Origin of the sequence: Paenibacillus sp. FSL H8-0175 (assembly GCF_045040615.1) — a bacterium.
In the GTDB taxonomy this organism is placed as follows: Bacteria; Bacillota; Bacilli; order Paenibacillales; family Paenibacillaceae; genus Paenibacillus_AQ; species Paenibacillus_AQ odorifer.
Window position 1 is genome coordinate 6,968,350 of sequence record NZ_CP150299.1, and the last position, 16,633, is coordinate 6,984,982.

Sequence of the window (16,633 nt, forward strand, 5' to 3'; positions counted from 1 at the left end):
AAATCGCTAAGTAAGACCATTCAATCTGGCGCAGTCAAATAAATACAATAAAAGCAAGTTCGATTGATCTAATGGAAATATCACTAAAAATTATGGCATTATTCAAAACCTTCCTGCCCAAGGGTTGCGGTCTTAGACAGTAGAGGATTATAAATAAAATAGAGGCGTTTGCATCATGATATATAGATATTTGTCATCTAGGAGGATTTGATTCATGGCAGTAACAGACCGGCAAAAAATAGTAGATAGCGTCCCGCAAAAGGGTTTCTTCGGACATCCTAAGGGACTTTTCACCCTTTTCTTCACAGAATTTTGGGAGCGTTTCTCTTATTATGGCATGCGAGCTATCCTTGTCTACTACATGTATTATGAAGTGAGCCAAGGCGGTCTCGGATTACCTGAAGATATGGCACTTTCTATTATGTCTATCTATGGATCGCTTGTATATATGTCAGGGATCATCGGAGGCTGGCTTGCGGATCGGCTCCTCGGGACTTCGAGGGCTGTTTTCTACGGCGGCGTTTTAATCATGTTCGGGCATATACTACTGGCTATTCCAGGCAATACCACATTGTTTTTTGCTTCGATGGTTTTAATCGTACTCGGAACGGGTCTACTGAAACCCAATGTTTCAAGTATTGTCGGCGAAATTTATAGCGAGCAGGATAACCGCCGTGACGCTGCCTTCAGCATTTTTTATATGGGCATCAACCTGGGAGGATTTCTCTCCCCACTAATTGTTGGCGCAGTAGGCATGAATAATTTCCATCTTGGTTTCTCGATTGCCGCAGTCGGAATGTTTATTGGACTAGTCGTTTATATTATGACTCGCACAAAAAATCTGGGTCTGGCCGGTACGATTGTACACAACCCTATTCCTGCAGATCAGAAGAAAAAGATCTTTACTTGGATTGGTGTAGGATTAGTTGTACTTGCGATTTTGATTACGATCGGCATTCTTACCGGAGTGCTTACCTTTGAAACATTAATAAAAATAGTAGGGGTATTAGGCTTACTTATTCCTACGATGTATTTCATTATGATGTACCGCAGTCCCAAAACAACAGCCGTTGAACGGTCAAGAATTCTCGCATACATTCCTTTATTTATCGCATCGATTATGTTCTGGGCGATTCAAGAGCAGACTTCCACAGTTCTAGCTAGTTTTGCTGATAAACGGACCCAACTGGATTTTGCAGGTTTACACATTTCTCCTGCTTGGTTCCAATCGCTTAACCCGCTGTTTATTATCACTCTTGCACCTATATTTGCCTGGTTGTGGTTAAAGCTCGGTAACCGTCAACCCTCGATTCCGCAAAAGTTCTCGCTTGGTTTATTGTTTGCCGGTTTATCCTTCCTGGTGATTCTAGTACCTGCTTATTTCGGTGGAGCTAATTCACTTGTGAATCCATTATGGCTGGTACTCAGCTATTTTATCATTGTAATCGGGGAGTTATGCTTGTCCCCTGTGGGCTTATCAGCAACGACCAAACTGGCACCGGCGGCTTTTACCGCTCAAATGATGAGTATGTGGTTCTTATCGAATGCCGCTGCCCAAGCAATTAATGCTCAGATTGTGAAGTTCTATACCCCGGATACCGAAATGATGTACTTTGGAGTAATTGGTGGAGTGGCCCTTATCCTTGCGCTTATCCTCTTCCTATTCTCTTCCAAAATTCAGAATTTCATGAAAGGGATACATTAAAGACATCCAAAGGCTGCCCGAGATCTTCTCGGCAGCCTTTTTTTAGTTTCCTATAGTTATCCAGCCTCTACACCAGAAACATGGCGACAATCGTCGTGACTACCAGCCCAATGAGTACAGGCTTAACATTCCGTCTCGCCAGCTCAAAGGGGCTTACTCCGCAAATAGCGGCGGCCGGAATCAATGCCCACGGAATCAGCGTGCCTCCACCTACCCAAATTGCAGCTACCTGACCCAGCGCAGTTAAAGTCGCCGCATCGGAATGTGTGGCCACCGCAAACAATTTCCCAATAGACCCGGCAAGTGAAATGCCCGAGAACCCTGAACCATCTAGGCCTGTAATGGCTCCGGTTATAGTTGCGGTCACAGCACCCACTGCGCCGTTCAGAGGAACGTTATGCGCTAGAGCGACCCCTAGATCATTTACAATCCCCTGAGATGCGGCGGGCAGCACCTTGCCGAATAATTCAGCAAACGCCGAATCCCCCAGATAGAAAAAAGCGGCAATCGGTATCACAGGACCAAATACTTTGAAGCCAAACGTAAGTCCATCAATCAGATAAGAGGTTACTTGCTCCAATCCTTTATTACGATGTGCCAACAAGGTTACTACAACCAGAATGAATACCGCAGTACCACCAACTAAGGCAGTTGCGTCTCCACCCTGCAAATCGAGCAGGAACATGCCTGCTACATCGGCTAAAAACAGGATGGGAATGGCGATGGCCAGCCATTGTTTCAATGCTGGATGAATCACCGCTGGATCTTCTGCCGTATCATTCTCTGCAGATAACGCACTCACGGCACTTTTCCCGGCAATAAGCCCGTCTCGCCAAGTTCCCTTCTTCTGATCTCTGCGCATCATCCAATACGCCGTTATCGTAGTCACCACGCCCATAACAATTACAAGCGGAACACTCGCCTCCATGACACTGGTCACCGGAAGTCCGGCCGCATCTGCTGTTAGTTTAGGTGCACCTTGAATAATGTAATCACCTGAGAGCGCAATCCCGTGGCCAAATAAATTCATTGCCATCGCCGCTCCAAGAGCCGGCAGTCCCACTCGAATGGCAACCGGCAGCAGCACAACCCCGATCAAGGCCACTGCGGGTGAAGGCCAGAAGAACCATGAGGTGACCATCATAATCAGACCGATCCCCCAAAAGGCTATGAACGGTGTGCGCAAAAAGCGGGTAAGTGGAGCAACCATGATTTCGTTAATCCCCGTGCGTGTTAATACCCGGCTCATGGCTACTATGATCGAAATAATCATGATCGTACCCATTAGCTCCTTGGTTGCATATACAAAAGAGTTGAATACACCTGTGACTGAACCACTGACGGTTTCCGTGGCTAACCACCCAAGTACAAAGATGCCCGCAATACAGATCATCGTTGTGTCCCGTCTCTTGATCAGAAGTGCCATTATAAATACGATAAATGCCAGATATACATAATGGAGCGCTGTTAACTGGATGCCCATCTCTGCACCACACCCTTCTCCTACTATCCGAGTGCTATATGGTATGCAGGGGTGTAGGCTAATGTTCAGTAGAAATGGGCCTAAAACAGCAAAAGAAGCCGTCCCGCGCGTAGAGAAAATCTACGTATGGGACGGCTTCTTAATGTTTCTTAATTAGAGATTATTATTTAGCTACAACTCCGCCATCAACCGGCAGCTCAACACCTGTAATGTAAGAAGCTTCATCAGAAGCCAAGAACAATACAGCTTCAGCTACTTCAGAAGCACGTCCAACACGTGGCAGCGCAGTCTGAGACATAAAGAAGCTATGCATTTTTTCGTTATTTACAAATTCAGCACTCATTGGGGTTTCGATAAATCCTGGGTGAACAGAGTTCACACGAATGTTATCTTTACCAAAGTCTACAGCCGCTGCTTTACTAAGCATACGAACTGCACCTTTTGAAGCTGTATAAGCACCAGCACCGCTGCTGCCAGTCAAACCTGCGATGGATGAAATATTAACGATGGAACCACCTTTATTATTCTTCATTTGAGGAACAACATGCTTCATGCCAAGGAATACGCTGCTCACGTTGATGTTCATTACTTTGTTCCATTGATCAACAGTGGATTCGAGCAATTGAACCGGGAATGAGATCCCTGCATTGTTTACCAAAATGTCGATTTTCCCGAACTTGCTAATCACATCTTCTACAACCTTGATCCAGTCTTCTTCGGAAGCCACATTATGTGCATAAGCTGCTGCTTGACCACCATTTGCTTCAATTTCCTTCACAACTGCTTGTACGGCAGCCTCGTTAATATCAGTGGCTACAACTGTAGCACCTTCTTTGGACAATAAAAGGGCTTCTTCACGGCCCATGCCGCTGCCTGCACCTGTAATAATTGCTACTTTATTAGTTAGACGATTCATAATTAGGTCTCCTCTATAATCATATTGTGATATAATATTTGAGTGATGATAGTCACACTATCACTGTGATATACATCATATCATTTTTACAAAAGAACTACAACCACTCCTTGCTTAATCCAATAAACGGTGGATATAATACTAATAATTGAAAATCCCAATCAAAAAATGGAAGGGTCTAGCCCTCATGAATCCTAAAACACGATACGAAAAAGAAAGATCCGATGGTAAGCAGCAACGATTAATTACGATCCTCGAATCCGCAGAACGAGTATTATCACAAAAAGGAATCGAAAAGTCGACGATGCAAGATGTCGCAAGCGAAGCCAATATCGGGATTGCGACGTTATTTCGCTATTTTCCCAGAAAAGAAAAACTCGTAGTGGCTGTAGCCACCCGAATGCTGGAGCCTATGCTCGATCATTTTAAATACGTAGCTGACTTGCCCCTTACTTGTCTTGAACAAATCGAGAAATTATTTGATTTCTTTATTCAGGATCAAAATCATCTAAGTATTATTTTTATGGTCAATTTCGAAAGCTACGCCTCACACTCAAGTGAACCTATTGAGGATGTTCTGAGCTTCAATGCACTCAACCGCAAAATTTGGCATGAATACTCCAGGATCATTCAAAATGGGGTAGAAGACGGCTCTATTCGTGCGGGTCTCCCCGTAAAAGAGACCTTAATTACGCTCATGAATAGCTTTGCCCTCTTTTCCAGAAAACTAACGATGAAAAAAAACATTCTCCTGCTGGAATCGGATCTAGACTCCGACGATCAGCTTGAGCTGCTTAAACAAATTTTTCTGGATCATTTAAAAGCCTAAAAAGCGCCAGTTTCCTTAGAAGGGGAACTTGGCGCTTTTTCTATAGTCAAACAAAAAGAGACATTTCCGAGGAAAATGCCTCTATCCAGATTCAAGTTGCGACCTATATACTACCTTCGTTAGCTAGTGAAACGGGCAGGTTGCGACGGGTGATTGTTGATAAAGAAAACGAGGGCTGAAATCATATTCTTTTAACCTACGATCATGCCAAATCGGTGTAGACGAAGGTGACATAGGCGGAATCAGCCAGGACCAGCGCCCTGAGACTTGGCGCCCCTGCTCGTTCTCCTGTTGCTGGAATCGAACAAATTGATCTGCTGCTGTATGGTGATCCACGATGCTGACACCTGCTTGCTTGAAGGAATGCAGCACTGCGCGATTCAGCTCAAGAAGCGCCCGATCCTTCCAAAGCGTTGTGTTGGTGGAGCGATCCAGTCCCATCACATCAGCTATAGCCGGCAAAGTGTTGTATCGTCCGGTATCCCCCAAGTTACGCGAGCCGATTTCAGTCTCCATGTACCAACCGTTAAAAGGAGCAGCCGTGTACAGAATACCGCCAATTTCCAACTGCATGTCCGCGATAATGGGTACAGAATACCAACGGAGCTGAAGCTCAGCAAAACGTTCAATTTCAGGATGTGTTAACGGTACCTCCTGAATGAGGTGATCAGGAATAGGGAAAACGTAAGGATGCCCGTTGCCAATACTGATCACTAACGGCAATACATCATAATCGCCACCCGTTCCTTGCCAACCTAGTTGCTGGCACATTTTTGTGAATTCATCCGATGCCGGATCGCCTGCACGTCCGTGTTCTTCATCGCCAGGATACCCGGCATAACGAATCAATTGGTGGTTCCAGATCCGAATCCGCTGATTCGGATCTTCTCCGCTGCGGAAGACCGTGATGAGTGAACGAATACGTCCTCCGTTGTTCGCCTTTTCCAGATGTCGCAGCAACGCTTCAGCAACTTGTTCCTCAGTCTCTGCTTGGCGTTCATCGATTAGCTCAATGGATTGCCAAAAAAGACGCCCAATGCAGCGGCTATTGTGGCGCCAGGCCATTCTTGCACCATGCGCTAATTCTTCCGTTGTATGTGTGTAACTGCCTGATTGGTTAATTTCCTCATGTACGGCTAGAATGCGATGATCCGTCTCGGCTTCAGACTTATCTAGTTCAGCGTAACATTGTCGAATGAAAGCTTCCGCCTGCCGGGTTAATTCTTCGATGTGCTTGCCATTCATATCCCTTATCCCCCATCTAAACCCTTGCTTAAACTCTCAATCCAGTATAACATCCCTCTTCCTATGCCACATCTTTCAGGGAAAAGCGCATAAGAACAACCCGTGAAGCTTGGAGCTTCACAGGTTGTGGCAGGAACATTTAGCGCTCTGAACGTTTCCCTTGCTTATTCAATGAGGCAAGTCTGCTCTTATCCTCGGTCAACAGTTCTTCAGCCAACTCCACACCTTGAGGACCTAGCCAGTCCTGAGCTTGCTGAATCGCCTGCTCAGTATGTGCCAGGCGGTTCTCAGCCTGTGCCAAAGTCTGTTCTGTTGGATGACTAAGTGCCTGAGAGACAGAGAAATGAAGCTTGCCCAAAGAATTTTTGGCTTGAGTTACATTGTCATTCGCTTGCAGACTGGAATCGGGTTGTTTCATAAATGAAATACGCTCCCTTCTGAAATGCGCCTGTTCTCTTCTAGCATGGTTTGGGTGAAGTCATCTTATGCATTCACTATCTACTGGATAATGGATTGCATAAAGGACGTCATTTCATTACTCGCTTTATTCAGGCGCTCAATGACACCGCTGAATTCAGTGACCAATTCTGCTTGTGAGTGTGAAGAAGCAGAGATCGCTTCAATTTCTTGCTCCATTTGCTTAATGGACTTTTGAACATCACTCAGTGATTTTTCAATATTATGGGTTGCTTCTTTAGTGTTAACGGACAGTTTGCGTACTTCCGTAGCAACCACCCCAAAACCTGCCCCTTGCTCTCCTACACGCGCGGCTTCGATTGCCGCATTCAGCCCAAGCAGGTTCGTCTGCTCAGAAATCTCACGAATGAAGCCGGCAACCTTATTCACTTCTTGTGATTCTGTTACGGCTCTACGCGTATTATCTAATATTTGCTGCGAGGTTGCTGATAATTCCTGAGATTGGGCAGCTACGCTCTGCACCATCTCCATTAGATGACTGCTTATCTCATTAATCTCATCTGTGAATCCTTCAAGCTTATTCTCGTTCTCTAGTGTATAGGCAATGGCAAAAACCCCGATTACATCATCATCCGTTCCGTAGATAGGTACACATGTTGAGATTACAGGAGCTCCATAAATTTCTGCTGGGATTCGGTTAGAGCTTGCTATACCTTTCAGTCCATTTGAAAGCGACAGATCTTCAGGAGGGATAGGGTTACCCTTAACCAATCCGAGATCAATAACTTTACTTGGTGCGTAATAATGGAAGATCTCCCTGTCCGTGATTCCAATCATAATATCCTGCGAGTGAATCTTTTTGAAATAAGGTGCTGCGAGGACTAAGGCATCGATAATACTCATCTCTTCATCTCCCATATTAAAAAAATGTATATGTAGTTTTATCGTCACAATGGGTTATTAAATGAATATTGTCATAGTAGAGTAACAATCCCCGCGTATGATTTGTTTATGAATACTATTAGCAGACGACAATTTCTACAGAAAAGCGCTCAAGTAACTCTAGGCCTTCTTGGAACAGCTGGTGCATCCGGCATCTATTCACATTGGATCGAACCCTACTGGCTGGAAATCAAACATGTAGATATTACACTCCCTAGACTTTCTCCAGCCTTCGATAGATTTCGTATCGTTCATTTTAGTGATTTACATCAGGGGGTATATTCCAAGCCGCAAGCTTTAACGGAGTTAGCGCAGCAAATTCAACATGTAAAGCCAGATCTGATCTGCTTCACCGGCGATTTATTAGATCATTCAGCCGATTATATTTCAGAAGCCGTAGCCTTGTGCTCTCAGTTGCGGGCTCCTTTTGGACAATTTGCAGTATTAGGCAATCATGATGCTTTTGGGACCAGAAAGGTTGTAACGAAAGGGCTAACACAATCGGACTTCCACGTGCTCCATAATGAACATATCGTCCTAACCCAAGGTACGGACAAGCTCTATATTGCCGGAATAGATGATCCTTGGGTCGGAAAAGCAGACATCGCCCAAGCGCTGCTTCATATCCCGGAAGAGGCTTGCACAATTCTCCTGGCCCATGAACCTGATTTCGCCGATGACTTTTGTAAGCTGCCTATAGATCTGCAATTGTCTGGCCATAGCCACGGAGGCCAAGTGCGGTTTCCATTTGTCGGAGCTTTATATACCCCGCCTCACGGAAGTAAATATTCAAGTGGGTTATATCAACTGCCCAACAGCCAACTTCAGGTCTATACCACTCGCGGGATAGGAGTAACTCGTATGCCTGTTCGTTTTAATTGTCGCCCCGAGCTCACCGTAATTACTTTACATTCTTAATGCTAGTGTCTTAATCGTACAAAATGGTTAAAAAGTATATACCTTTTGCATATCTATGCAACAACACTGTAACCGTCTTTGTAATCAAATCTATTTGGGACCTAGGTATAATTGTAGGAGTGATAGAGGAAAAAATATCATATTGCAACTACATAAGCCCATCCTTGGGAAGGAGAGATTAAGTTATGAATAAAAGTATGAAATGGACCTCAGCCATCTTGGCTGCTGGAGTATTGCTTGGAGGGTCGGGACTAGTAGGAGGAACTTCAGTTCAAGCCGCAACTACCGGAGGAAATACGGTAAAACAAGCCGCACAGCAACCCTCTGTAGTGCTTAAATATAAAGGCCAGACCTTATCGCAGCAAGCGAAAATAGTAAACGGTAACACCATGATCCCTTTAACTGTACTACGGGATGCTTTTGGCCTCTCCATTAACTATAATGCAAGCACCAAAACTTATAGTGTAGGCAGCGATTCCATGAAGCTGGACATGGAGGTCTCAGATTACGGTGTTAGTACAACCCTGAATGGCTATTACATTTATAGCATGACCGGCAGTCATGATGTGAAGGTCATCAACGACCGGATTTATGTTCCGTTCAAACTCTTGTCTGACTATTTAGGAGTGCAAGGCGTTTATAATCCTTCATTGAAATCACTTGATCTAAGTAAAAAAGTAATGAATGACATCAAAATTACCTCTGAAACCTTAGATAAGAGCAATAAAAATGCTAGTATCAAAGTACAGTATCCAAAAATCAGTGGCTTAACGGATGAAGTGCAGACTAAGATTAATGCGATCTTCAAAAAGCAAGCTGAACAATTCGTCGCAGAGAGTGAAGAACAGGCTAGCCGTAGAGATGGTACTATAGAGAATAAATATGACTTCTCTCAAACTTTTGTTGTCTCCTTTAACCGTGAAGGGGTTCTGAGCATCGTGACTGATCAATATGGCTATACTGGTGGAGCACATGGTGGAGCCCTTCGTGAAGGATTTACCTTCTCGCTGAAAGACGGCAAACCAATTGAACTTAAGGACCTGCTGAAGGCAGAGCCAAACTACAAACAAAAATTAGATAAAATGTTGAAGGAAAGCACCAAGGAGCTAGCTTTTCCAGATACACCTGGCGGACTAACAGAAAAACCAAACTTCTACGTTTCCGAGAGTGGCCTTGCAATCTTCTACCAACAGTACGAAATTGCCCCTTATGCGGCTGGAATTCCTACGTACACCTTTAATTTCAGTTCAATATTACCAAAGGGAACTAACCCATTCGCTGCCTTCAAATAAACTTCTATTGTAAAAAAGAGCGTCACAGTCATTAGGACTGGGACGCTCTTTTGGTTTTACAGCTTAGGCTTCCAAACTTCCAGCCGGGCCGAAGAATTCATAATGAATTCTGTCTTCAGCCACCTTCCATTCCTTAAGAGCCTTATATATCGCCTTCATAAAAGGAGTCGGTCCGCAGAAATAGAATTCAGAGTTTACGTCTGTTACTTCTTGCAGCCAAGCTAGATCAATATAACCTGTTTTATGGAACGTATCTCCTTCACTTGGAGTTTCATAACATACATAGGATCGTAGGGTAGGATGGGACTGCTCCAAATCCGCCACCATTTCTTTCATAGCATGCAAGCTTCCATTGATGGCTGCATGAATGTACGTTACCTCTCGTTCTGGCTGCATAGCAATTAATGTCTCCAGCATACTTACCATAGGGGTTAGTCCAACCCCACCACTGATAAGAACCACTGGACGATCACTATCTTTATTTAGTACGAAATCACCTGCTGGCGAGCTTACTTCCAATATAGCTCCCACTTGTACGACATCATGAAGGAAAGTAGATACGACTCCAGCCGGTTTATCCGGCCCTTCACCTTCCCGTTTAACTGTGATGCGGTAATACGACTGTCCCGGCGCACTGGACAAACTATAGTGGCGAACATGGGTGTATTCCTCTCCCTCAGGCTGAACACGAACCGTGATGTATTGACCCGGCAAGTAAGAAGCTATAGCCCCTCCATCCTCAGGAGAAAGGTAGAAGGAAGTAATAAGTTCACTTTCTTTAACCTTCTTAGTAACCACAAAGTTTCTAAATCCACTCCAACCCCCGGGAATTTCGGCAGCTTCACGATACTTCTCTGCTTCGACACCAATAAAGGCATCTGCGATCACGCCATACGCCTTTGCCCAAGCATCAATAATTTCCGGCGTCGCCGCATCGCCAAGTACTTGCCCAATAGCAGCTAACAAAGTCTCACCTACGATGGGATAATGTTCAGGTAATACTCCCAATGCCCGATGTTTCTCCGCAATCTGTTTTACCACAGGCAAAATATTTCCCAGCTGATCAATATTCATTGCCGCCGCGAGTACGGCGTTAGCAAGTGCAGTCTGCTGTTTACCTTCCCGTTGGTTGGCATGATTAAATATATTTAGTAACTCCGGATGATTTTCAAATAACATGCCATAGAAAGTAGTTGTGATGGTCTTCCCATGAACCTGCAATACGGGCACCGTTGATTTTATGATTTCAATGGTTTGTTGATCTAACATCTAAATACCCTCTTTCCTGCAATAAATTAATTCCTCTATAAAAAGCATATAGAAGCTGCACATCCCATAGTGTGCGTTCAATCACACGGGAAATTGAAAAAATGTGAACGATCCAATAATTGCAATGATATCCATCACAATAACGTGCCCAAAATCAAAAAAACTATCCAAGCAGCCATTATAGCTTCCGGGATAGCTTTTTATCTTATTATTTTGACAGCTCCACAAAACCTTCTCCGAATACATCTCGTACATCGTGGATGGTAATAAACGCCTCTTTATCAATGGATTTGACGATTTTCTTAAGCATAGTCACTTCCTGCTTGCTAATCACAATATACAGCAGCTCTTTAGGTGTCTTGGTATAGTACCCACGGCCATATATTACTGTGACGCCTCTATCCATAATTCCATTAACCTGTTCAGCAATTTTGTCCTGCTCTTGGGATACAATCGTAACAGCCTTCTTAGGGTTCACTCCCTCAATAATAAAGTCCATTATCTTAGTGGCTACATAGAGCATCACGATCGTAAACATCAGACTTTGTACTCCAATGATGAAATACGAAGCGAACACCACAATTAAATCGACGAGCAGTAGCGCGTAACTAACATTCCAGTCCAAATATTTATGTAGGATTCTGGCGATGATGGTTGACCCTGCAGTCGTTCCACCCACTCGTATAATTAGCCCGATACCCACACCTGAGAAGATACCCCCGAATATTGCATTAATTATCAACTCATCGCTGCCAATATTCCAATTTTTCGTAAGAATCAGGAATAACGAATTGAAAAACACCGCAATAATCGTGTATACCGTCGTAGTTTTGTCTAGAAATTTGTACCCCACAATTAATAATAAAGCGTTAAGAATCAAACTAACAATACCGGGTGACCACTGATACAAATAGTAAGTAATCATAGTCAGTCCCGTGACCCCGCCTTCACCGAACTCGTTCGGAATCACAAACAAATTAACGGCCAAGGAGAATAACAAAGCTCCTACAATGATGGAAACAATATCCGAAATACGCTTTTTCATACCATGCCCCTTCTACCCTAGATCTATATCCACAAATACTAACACCGCTTTGATATAGATGCAATCCATCCGAAAGAAGTCAACAGTCTATAGATACAGTAACCAGCCACCCCGCCGCCAGTGTTCAAAATAAGATCATCCACATCAAAGGTGCCGATATACAATACTAATTGTGTGAATTCAAAACAGAAGCTCAGCGCCAGCGAGAGGAAGAAAACTCTTCGAAACAGCCTTACTTTATGCGATAACAGCATGGGCACCAAGATCCCAAACGGAATAAAGGCCAACAAATTCCCTACTAAATTAATCGATGAAAAAGGATCTGAAAGCGACAGATCGTCCATCCCCCGGGAGATCTCCTTAAAAGGAATATAGTTGCCTCGCCGATTAAAAATCCGGTCTGGATGTTCAAACATACGTCCCGCTTGCTCCCAAAGCGATAATAAGTTCACCGGTGCACCTTTAAATAAAATAATTCGGATTAAAAAATACATATAGACGATAAATATAGCTGCCAGCAAAAGGTTTATAGCAGACTTTTTTTTCGGCTCTTTAGTCATTAATATGTAGTAACAATTATGCCATCCATGTTATCGCCTGACGTCATATATTGCCCTTCCTGTGGAATTTTGATCGTAGTGTATTTGGATACCGGAAAATAACTTACTGTATAAGCCTTGCCGTCTACTGTTGTTGAAATCTCTTTGTTCTCTTTCAAGAAATCCAAATATTGTTCTAGCACAAGCCCTTTCTCATGAATAATGGCGCTGTGCGGCAACCCTACATAACGGAAATGCCAGGGTTCATATTTTATCCCCGTAATCTCGGTTTTGTCTTTCGGATAGCGGAGAATAAAGCCGTATTTCCAGGCATTTTTTTGCAGCCATTTTCCTTCAGGCGCTTTACTCATTTCTGATTGGGACGACCCGATATCCAGAGATAATCCTAAATTATGTTCACTATATTGCGCCGGTAAAGCATAGTCGGAACCTTTTTCCTGATATAATTTCTCTTGCTCTTCAAAGTCCCTGTACCCGCTGCTAATTAAAAAGTGATTCACACCCTCTTTTTCGGCAGCTTTGACCATCTTATTGAATTTATGCGCTACACTTTCAGACAAACGAATCGAGGTATCCAGCAGCCCATAACCCTGCACCAGATCCGCCTGCTCATATAAGGTCACGATATCAGACTTCACACTATCCTCATGTACCGGGTATTGTTTGTTCACCAGCAACAAATCCCCTTGATACACTTGATCTTGTGTTACTACCTCTAAACTATTGTTATTTCTAATAGATTCTTTGCGAATCTTATCATCGTATCCTAAATTACCCGTATTCGGTAAATAACGAGCCGCTGCATACCCAAGCAACAACACAACCAACGCCAAAAAGCCCCACTTCTTCATCAGCAATGTCCTCCCATTTCCTTGATAGGAATAGAATAACGAAGACACTTTAAAGAAAAAGCAGGACAAATATAAAGTTTTTCTTAAAATAAATAAATCTCACTGGCTTTACCCATTAAAAGTATATCCAACGCCCCAGATCGTCTTAATGAATTTATTCTTATTGATGTCTTCACCGAGCTTTTTGCGCAAGGTACGGATATGAACCATGACCGTGTTCCCACTCTCATAATAAGCATCGCCCCATACCTGTTGAAAAATGTTCTCCGCACTAAACACCTGCTTGGAATGACTGACCAATAAATGCAAAATATCAAACTCTTTTGGAGTTAGCTCAATAACCTCACCATAAAGAGTAACCGTATGCTCATCCGGTGAAATCATCAATCCCCGAACCTCTAGCACCGATTTAGGTATGGCAGCGGGCTGACTGAATTGTATGGAGCGCCGCAACTGGGAATTGACCCGGGCGACCAGCTCCATTGGGTTAAACGGTTTGGTCATATAATCATCTGCGCCCATAACCAGTCCGGTGATTTTATCAAGATCGGAAGTTTTAGCACTCAGAAAAATAATCGGCAGATGATGATGCTCCCGAATATGGCGGGTGACCTCGTAACCATCCAGCCCCGGCATCATGATATCCAGAATCGCCAAATCTATCGTTTGCGACTCAATGGCTTGTACCGCTGCCCTTCCATCGGACACTTTGAGGATATGATACCCCTCTTTTTGCAAATGCAAGGCCACCAAGTCGGCAATTTCCGCCTCATCATCCGCAATTAAAATGGTGATGCGCTTCATCTATTTTTCACTCCTATAGGTTGTGCTGTACACTCTTCATCCATTATACCCTAAACTCAAAAACCACTCCTAGAAAGAAGTGGTTTCCGATTAAATCTATGATTTATATAGTCTATTTCCTTTTATTATAGCTGTCTAACAATAGCTCTAATGAAATCCCATTTACTGTGACGCCTGAAAGATTGCAGTCTCTTATATCTACATTCGAAAGATCACAATCTACAAAGGATGTCCCGTTCAGCTGGCATCGCTCAAACTTATTGCCTTTACCGTACAAATGAATATCGTGGAAATAAGCCTCCCCTAGTTCACTATTACTAACCTCTATTTCCCACAGCCCCACTTCATTAAACTTAACAGAATGCATATTGATGTCATTAAAGGTAGTACTGCTCATATTAATATTATCGAATCCGGTCCCCTCCATATTTACATTGGAGAAGTTTGTTTTATGCATATCAATATCATCAAATTCACTCTGGCCCATAGCCACACGACGAAAATTCGTTTCAGTCATTCTTTCATCCTGAAAGACTCTCTTCTTAAATTCGTCCTGTAATTTGTTTTCATTAAGATTATTATTCACGGTACTCAACATCTCCCTTTTTAAGATCGTTCTTGATCTGCGGAGTCTACTCTCAACAGCTTCGCTGGATAAATCAAGGAAATCGGCGATTTCCCTAACCTTGTAATTGTCGATATAGTAGAGAATTGTGACTATACGGTTAGCTTCTGATAGGGTGTTTAAGGCTTTCCACACATCTTGCTGGAGTTCTTTTCTGAGCAGCTGATCTTCGGTAGATTCTGGCTGCGGAACCTCCATTTTTTGCATGAATTCGTAAGCAGTTTTCTTTTTATTTGACCTAAACCAATCCATGCATTCCCGTGCAGTAACCGCATATAACCAACTGGCGAGTTTCTCAGGCTCCTTTAAGTTGGGTAATTTGCGATAGGTTTTAACAAAAACCTCTTGGGCAATGTCTTGTGCGGTATGAAAATCACCCAATTTACCATAAGCAACCCCGTATACTGCATTGGAATATTTGCCGATAAGTACACTGAATGCATCCATGTCACCTTTACACACCTTATCTACCAGTTCTGCGTCCGTACAAGTCACTATTTTCCTCCTTAACATCAAGCTCATAACATAGACGGAAAAGAGACTCAAAAACCGTCTTTATGCCTGCAAATAAATTTTAATGGAGAGGGGATTTCAACTTTTCTTCACCGTGATAATTATAGCCTAATTATTACCTAGCTAAAACAATCTGCGAGCCGTCACCAAACGTTTCTTCCACTTGTCACTTAAGGCTTCATAATGAACGCCAAGCTCCTTGGAGTACGTATGTAGGATCTGATTATTTCCCGCGTAAATCGCCACATGCCCAATATCAAGTCCACGTGCACTGAAGAATAACAGATCCCCTTTGCGCAGCTCGTTAATTCCAACCTCTTTGCCCTCTTTGGCCTGATTGTAAGAGACACGTGGCAGGTCAATTGCCAACACATCCTTAAATACATGTCCTACAAAGGAAGAACAGTCAAAGGTAGACGTCTGGTCAGTAGCAGCACCAAATTCATAAGGTGTTCCCAGATATTTTTCTCCGTAAGCAAGCAGCTCGCTTCCCTGCCGCTCTACAAGAGCCGTACTAGTATAATTGCTATATTTGGGTTTAGCAGATATATAGCCACTCTTGTTATCTTGTGTTCGCACTTCTAACCATAAAGCATCTACTTCTCTAACCACATGTACCTTATCTCCTGCTGACAACATTTGCTGCACCGTTGATTGGGCTGACGAGTCTGGCAAAGTTCGCAGGTTAACCCCATACAGAATTGTCGTATCGTAATCCACTGCCGAGTAGATACGAACGGCACGAGTAGTGGTATCCCACTTCACAGTGCTGCCCAAAGCTTCGCTGACAAAACGCAGTGGCATCATCGTATAACCGCCGGTAATCTGGCCGGGAACCGTTACACTTAAGGACTGGCCATTTTTATTCGCTGCCTGATCACCAATATGATAGGTCAGCACCAGGTCGCCCTTGGTTGCCTTAACGGTCTTGGTATCATTATTCCAAGTAATCTTTGCCCCCTGAGCTTCAAATAACTTACGCATAGGAACTAGTACTGTATCGTTTACTAACAAGGGCTGAGCCCCCAATTGTAGCTGTTGATCATCCAGATAAACGGCTGTAACCGGAGTCTGAGGCGTTGTCGCCGCATAGGCCGGAGCAGTATAGAGCATAGATGTAAGTAGTAAAAGTAACATAGCTTTCTTTTGAAATTTCATGATGTCATCACCTCGTTGATTGATATATACACCTATTGTTACTAAAAAAAGGATGATTAGT

General features: G+C 43.5%; 16 protein-coding genes. 4 read left to right on the forward strand and 12 right to left on the reverse strand.

The window, feature by feature from the left end:
• Window positions 1–214 precede the first annotated feature (214 nt).
• Window positions 215–1,705 carry a peptide MFS transporter gene (locus tag MHH46_RS30920; RefSeq protein WP_076191619.1) on the forward strand — a complete coding sequence of 497 codons (1,491 nt, stop codon included), beginning with the start codon at window positions 215–217 and terminating at the stop codon, window positions 1,703–1,705.
• A 67-nt stretch (window positions 1,706–1,772) separates the two neighbouring features.
• Here the strand turns inward: MHH46_RS30920 and MHH46_RS30925 are convergent, their stop codons facing one another.
• Together MHH46_RS30925 and MHH46_RS30930 are read right to left on the reverse strand one after the other, a co-directional pair.
• Entirely contained in the window at window positions 1,773–3,188 is a 1,416-nt protein-coding gene (locus tag MHH46_RS30925) for a hypothetical protein (RefSeq protein WP_076132753.1), read from the reverse strand.
• Between the two features lie 163 nt (window positions 3,189–3,351).
• Window positions 3,352–4,104 carry an SDR family NAD(P)-dependent oxidoreductase gene (locus MHH46_RS30930; RefSeq protein ID WP_038573803.1) on the reverse strand — a complete coding sequence of 251 codons (753 nt, stop codon included), beginning with the start codon at window positions 4,102–4,104 and terminating at the stop codon, window positions 3,352–3,354.
• Between the two features lie 187 nt (window positions 4,105–4,291).
• Between MHH46_RS30930 and MHH46_RS30935 the strand changes: the two genes are divergently transcribed.
• The gene (locus MHH46_RS30935; RefSeq protein ID WP_076181870.1) at window positions 4,292–4,933 is read left to right on the forward strand and encodes a TetR/AcrR family transcriptional regulator; all 642 of its coding nucleotides are present in this window, start codon (window positions 4,292–4,294) and stop codon (window positions 4,931–4,933) included.
• A gap of 123 nt (window positions 4,934–5,056) precedes the next feature.
• On the opposite strand, the gene MHH46_RS30940 is transcribed toward MHH46_RS30935, so the two are convergent.
• The 3 genes from MHH46_RS30940 to MHH46_RS30950 form a co-directional block, all read right to left on the reverse strand.
• Window positions 5,057–6,178 carry a nitric oxide synthase oxygenase gene (locus MHH46_RS30940; RefSeq protein WP_076191616.1) on the reverse strand — a complete coding sequence of 374 codons (1,122 nt, stop codon included), beginning with the start codon at window positions 6,176–6,178 and terminating at the stop codon, window positions 5,057–5,059.
• A 139-nt stretch (window positions 6,179–6,317) separates the two neighbouring features.
• The gene (locus MHH46_RS30945; protein ID WP_038573810.1) at window positions 6,318–6,596 is read right to left on the reverse strand and encodes a hypothetical protein; all 279 of its coding nucleotides are present in this window, start codon (window positions 6,594–6,596) and stop codon (window positions 6,318–6,320) included.
• 80 nt (window positions 6,597–6,676) lie between these two features.
• A complete protein-coding gene (locus tag MHH46_RS30950; RefSeq protein WP_036682244.1) occupies window positions 6,677–7,498 on the reverse strand; it encodes a methyl-accepting chemotaxis protein in 822 nt (273 codons plus the stop codon).
• A gap of 108 nt (window positions 7,499–7,606) precedes the next feature.
• On the opposite strand from MHH46_RS30950, the gene MHH46_RS30955 reads away from it, so the two are divergent.
• Both MHH46_RS30955 and MHH46_RS30960 read left to right on the forward strand, forming a co-directional pair.
• Window positions 7,607–8,455, forward strand: coding sequence for a metallophosphoesterase (locus MHH46_RS30955; RefSeq protein WP_076191614.1), 849 nt, complete (start codon window positions 7,607–7,609; stop codon window positions 8,453–8,455).
• A 185-nt stretch (window positions 8,456–8,640) separates the two neighbouring features.
• Entirely contained in the window at window positions 8,641–9,747 is a 1,107-nt protein-coding gene (locus tag MHH46_RS30960) for a PdaC/SigV domain-containing protein (RefSeq protein ID WP_076191612.1), read from the forward strand.
• A gap of 63 nt (window positions 9,748–9,810) precedes the next feature.
• Here MHH46_RS30960 and hmpA read toward each other — a convergent pair whose 3' ends face one another.
• The 7 genes from hmpA to MHH46_RS30995 all read right to left on the reverse strand — a co-directional run bounded on the left by hmpA (window position 9,811) and on the right by MHH46_RS30995 (window position 16,572).
• Window positions 9,811–11,016, reverse strand: coding sequence for an NO-inducible flavohemoprotein (gene hmpA / locus MHH46_RS30965; protein WP_076191609.1), 1,206 nt, complete (start codon window positions 11,014–11,016; stop codon window positions 9,811–9,813).
• 208 nt (window positions 11,017–11,224) lie between these two features.
• Window positions 11,225–12,061 (reverse strand): YitT family protein, encoded by an 837-nt coding sequence (locus tag MHH46_RS30970; protein WP_036682251.1) that lies wholly within the window; start codon window positions 12,059–12,061, stop codon window positions 11,225–11,227.
• A gap of 38 nt (window positions 12,062–12,099) precedes the next feature.
• Complete coding sequence (locus tag MHH46_RS30975) at window positions 12,100–12,621, reverse strand: VanZ family protein (protein WP_076191606.1); 522 nt, start codon at window positions 12,619–12,621, stop codon at window positions 12,100–12,102.
• Entirely contained in the window at window positions 12,621–13,472 is an 852-nt protein-coding gene (locus MHH46_RS30980; RefSeq protein ID WP_076124134.1) for a D-alanyl-D-alanine carboxypeptidase family protein, read from the reverse strand. The genes MHH46_RS30975 and MHH46_RS30980 overlap by 1 nt, the downstream gene beginning before the upstream one ends.
• 108 nt (window positions 13,473–13,580) lie before the next feature.
• Complete coding sequence (locus MHH46_RS30985; protein ID WP_076191603.1) at window positions 13,581–14,276, reverse strand: response regulator transcription factor; 696 nt, start codon at window positions 14,274–14,276, stop codon at window positions 13,581–13,583.
• A 112-nt stretch (window positions 14,277–14,388) separates the two neighbouring features.
• On the reverse strand, window positions 14,389–15,396 hold the full coding sequence (locus MHH46_RS30990; protein ID WP_076191601.1) for a sigma-70 family RNA polymerase sigma factor: 1,008 nt from the start codon (window positions 15,394–15,396) through the stop codon (window positions 14,389–14,391).
• 141 nt (window positions 15,397–15,537) lie between these two features.
• Window positions 15,538–16,572, reverse strand: coding sequence for a stalk domain-containing protein (locus tag MHH46_RS30995; protein WP_076191599.1), 1,035 nt, complete (start codon window positions 16,570–16,572; stop codon window positions 15,538–15,540).
• Window positions 16,573–16,633: the final 61 nt, after the last annotated feature.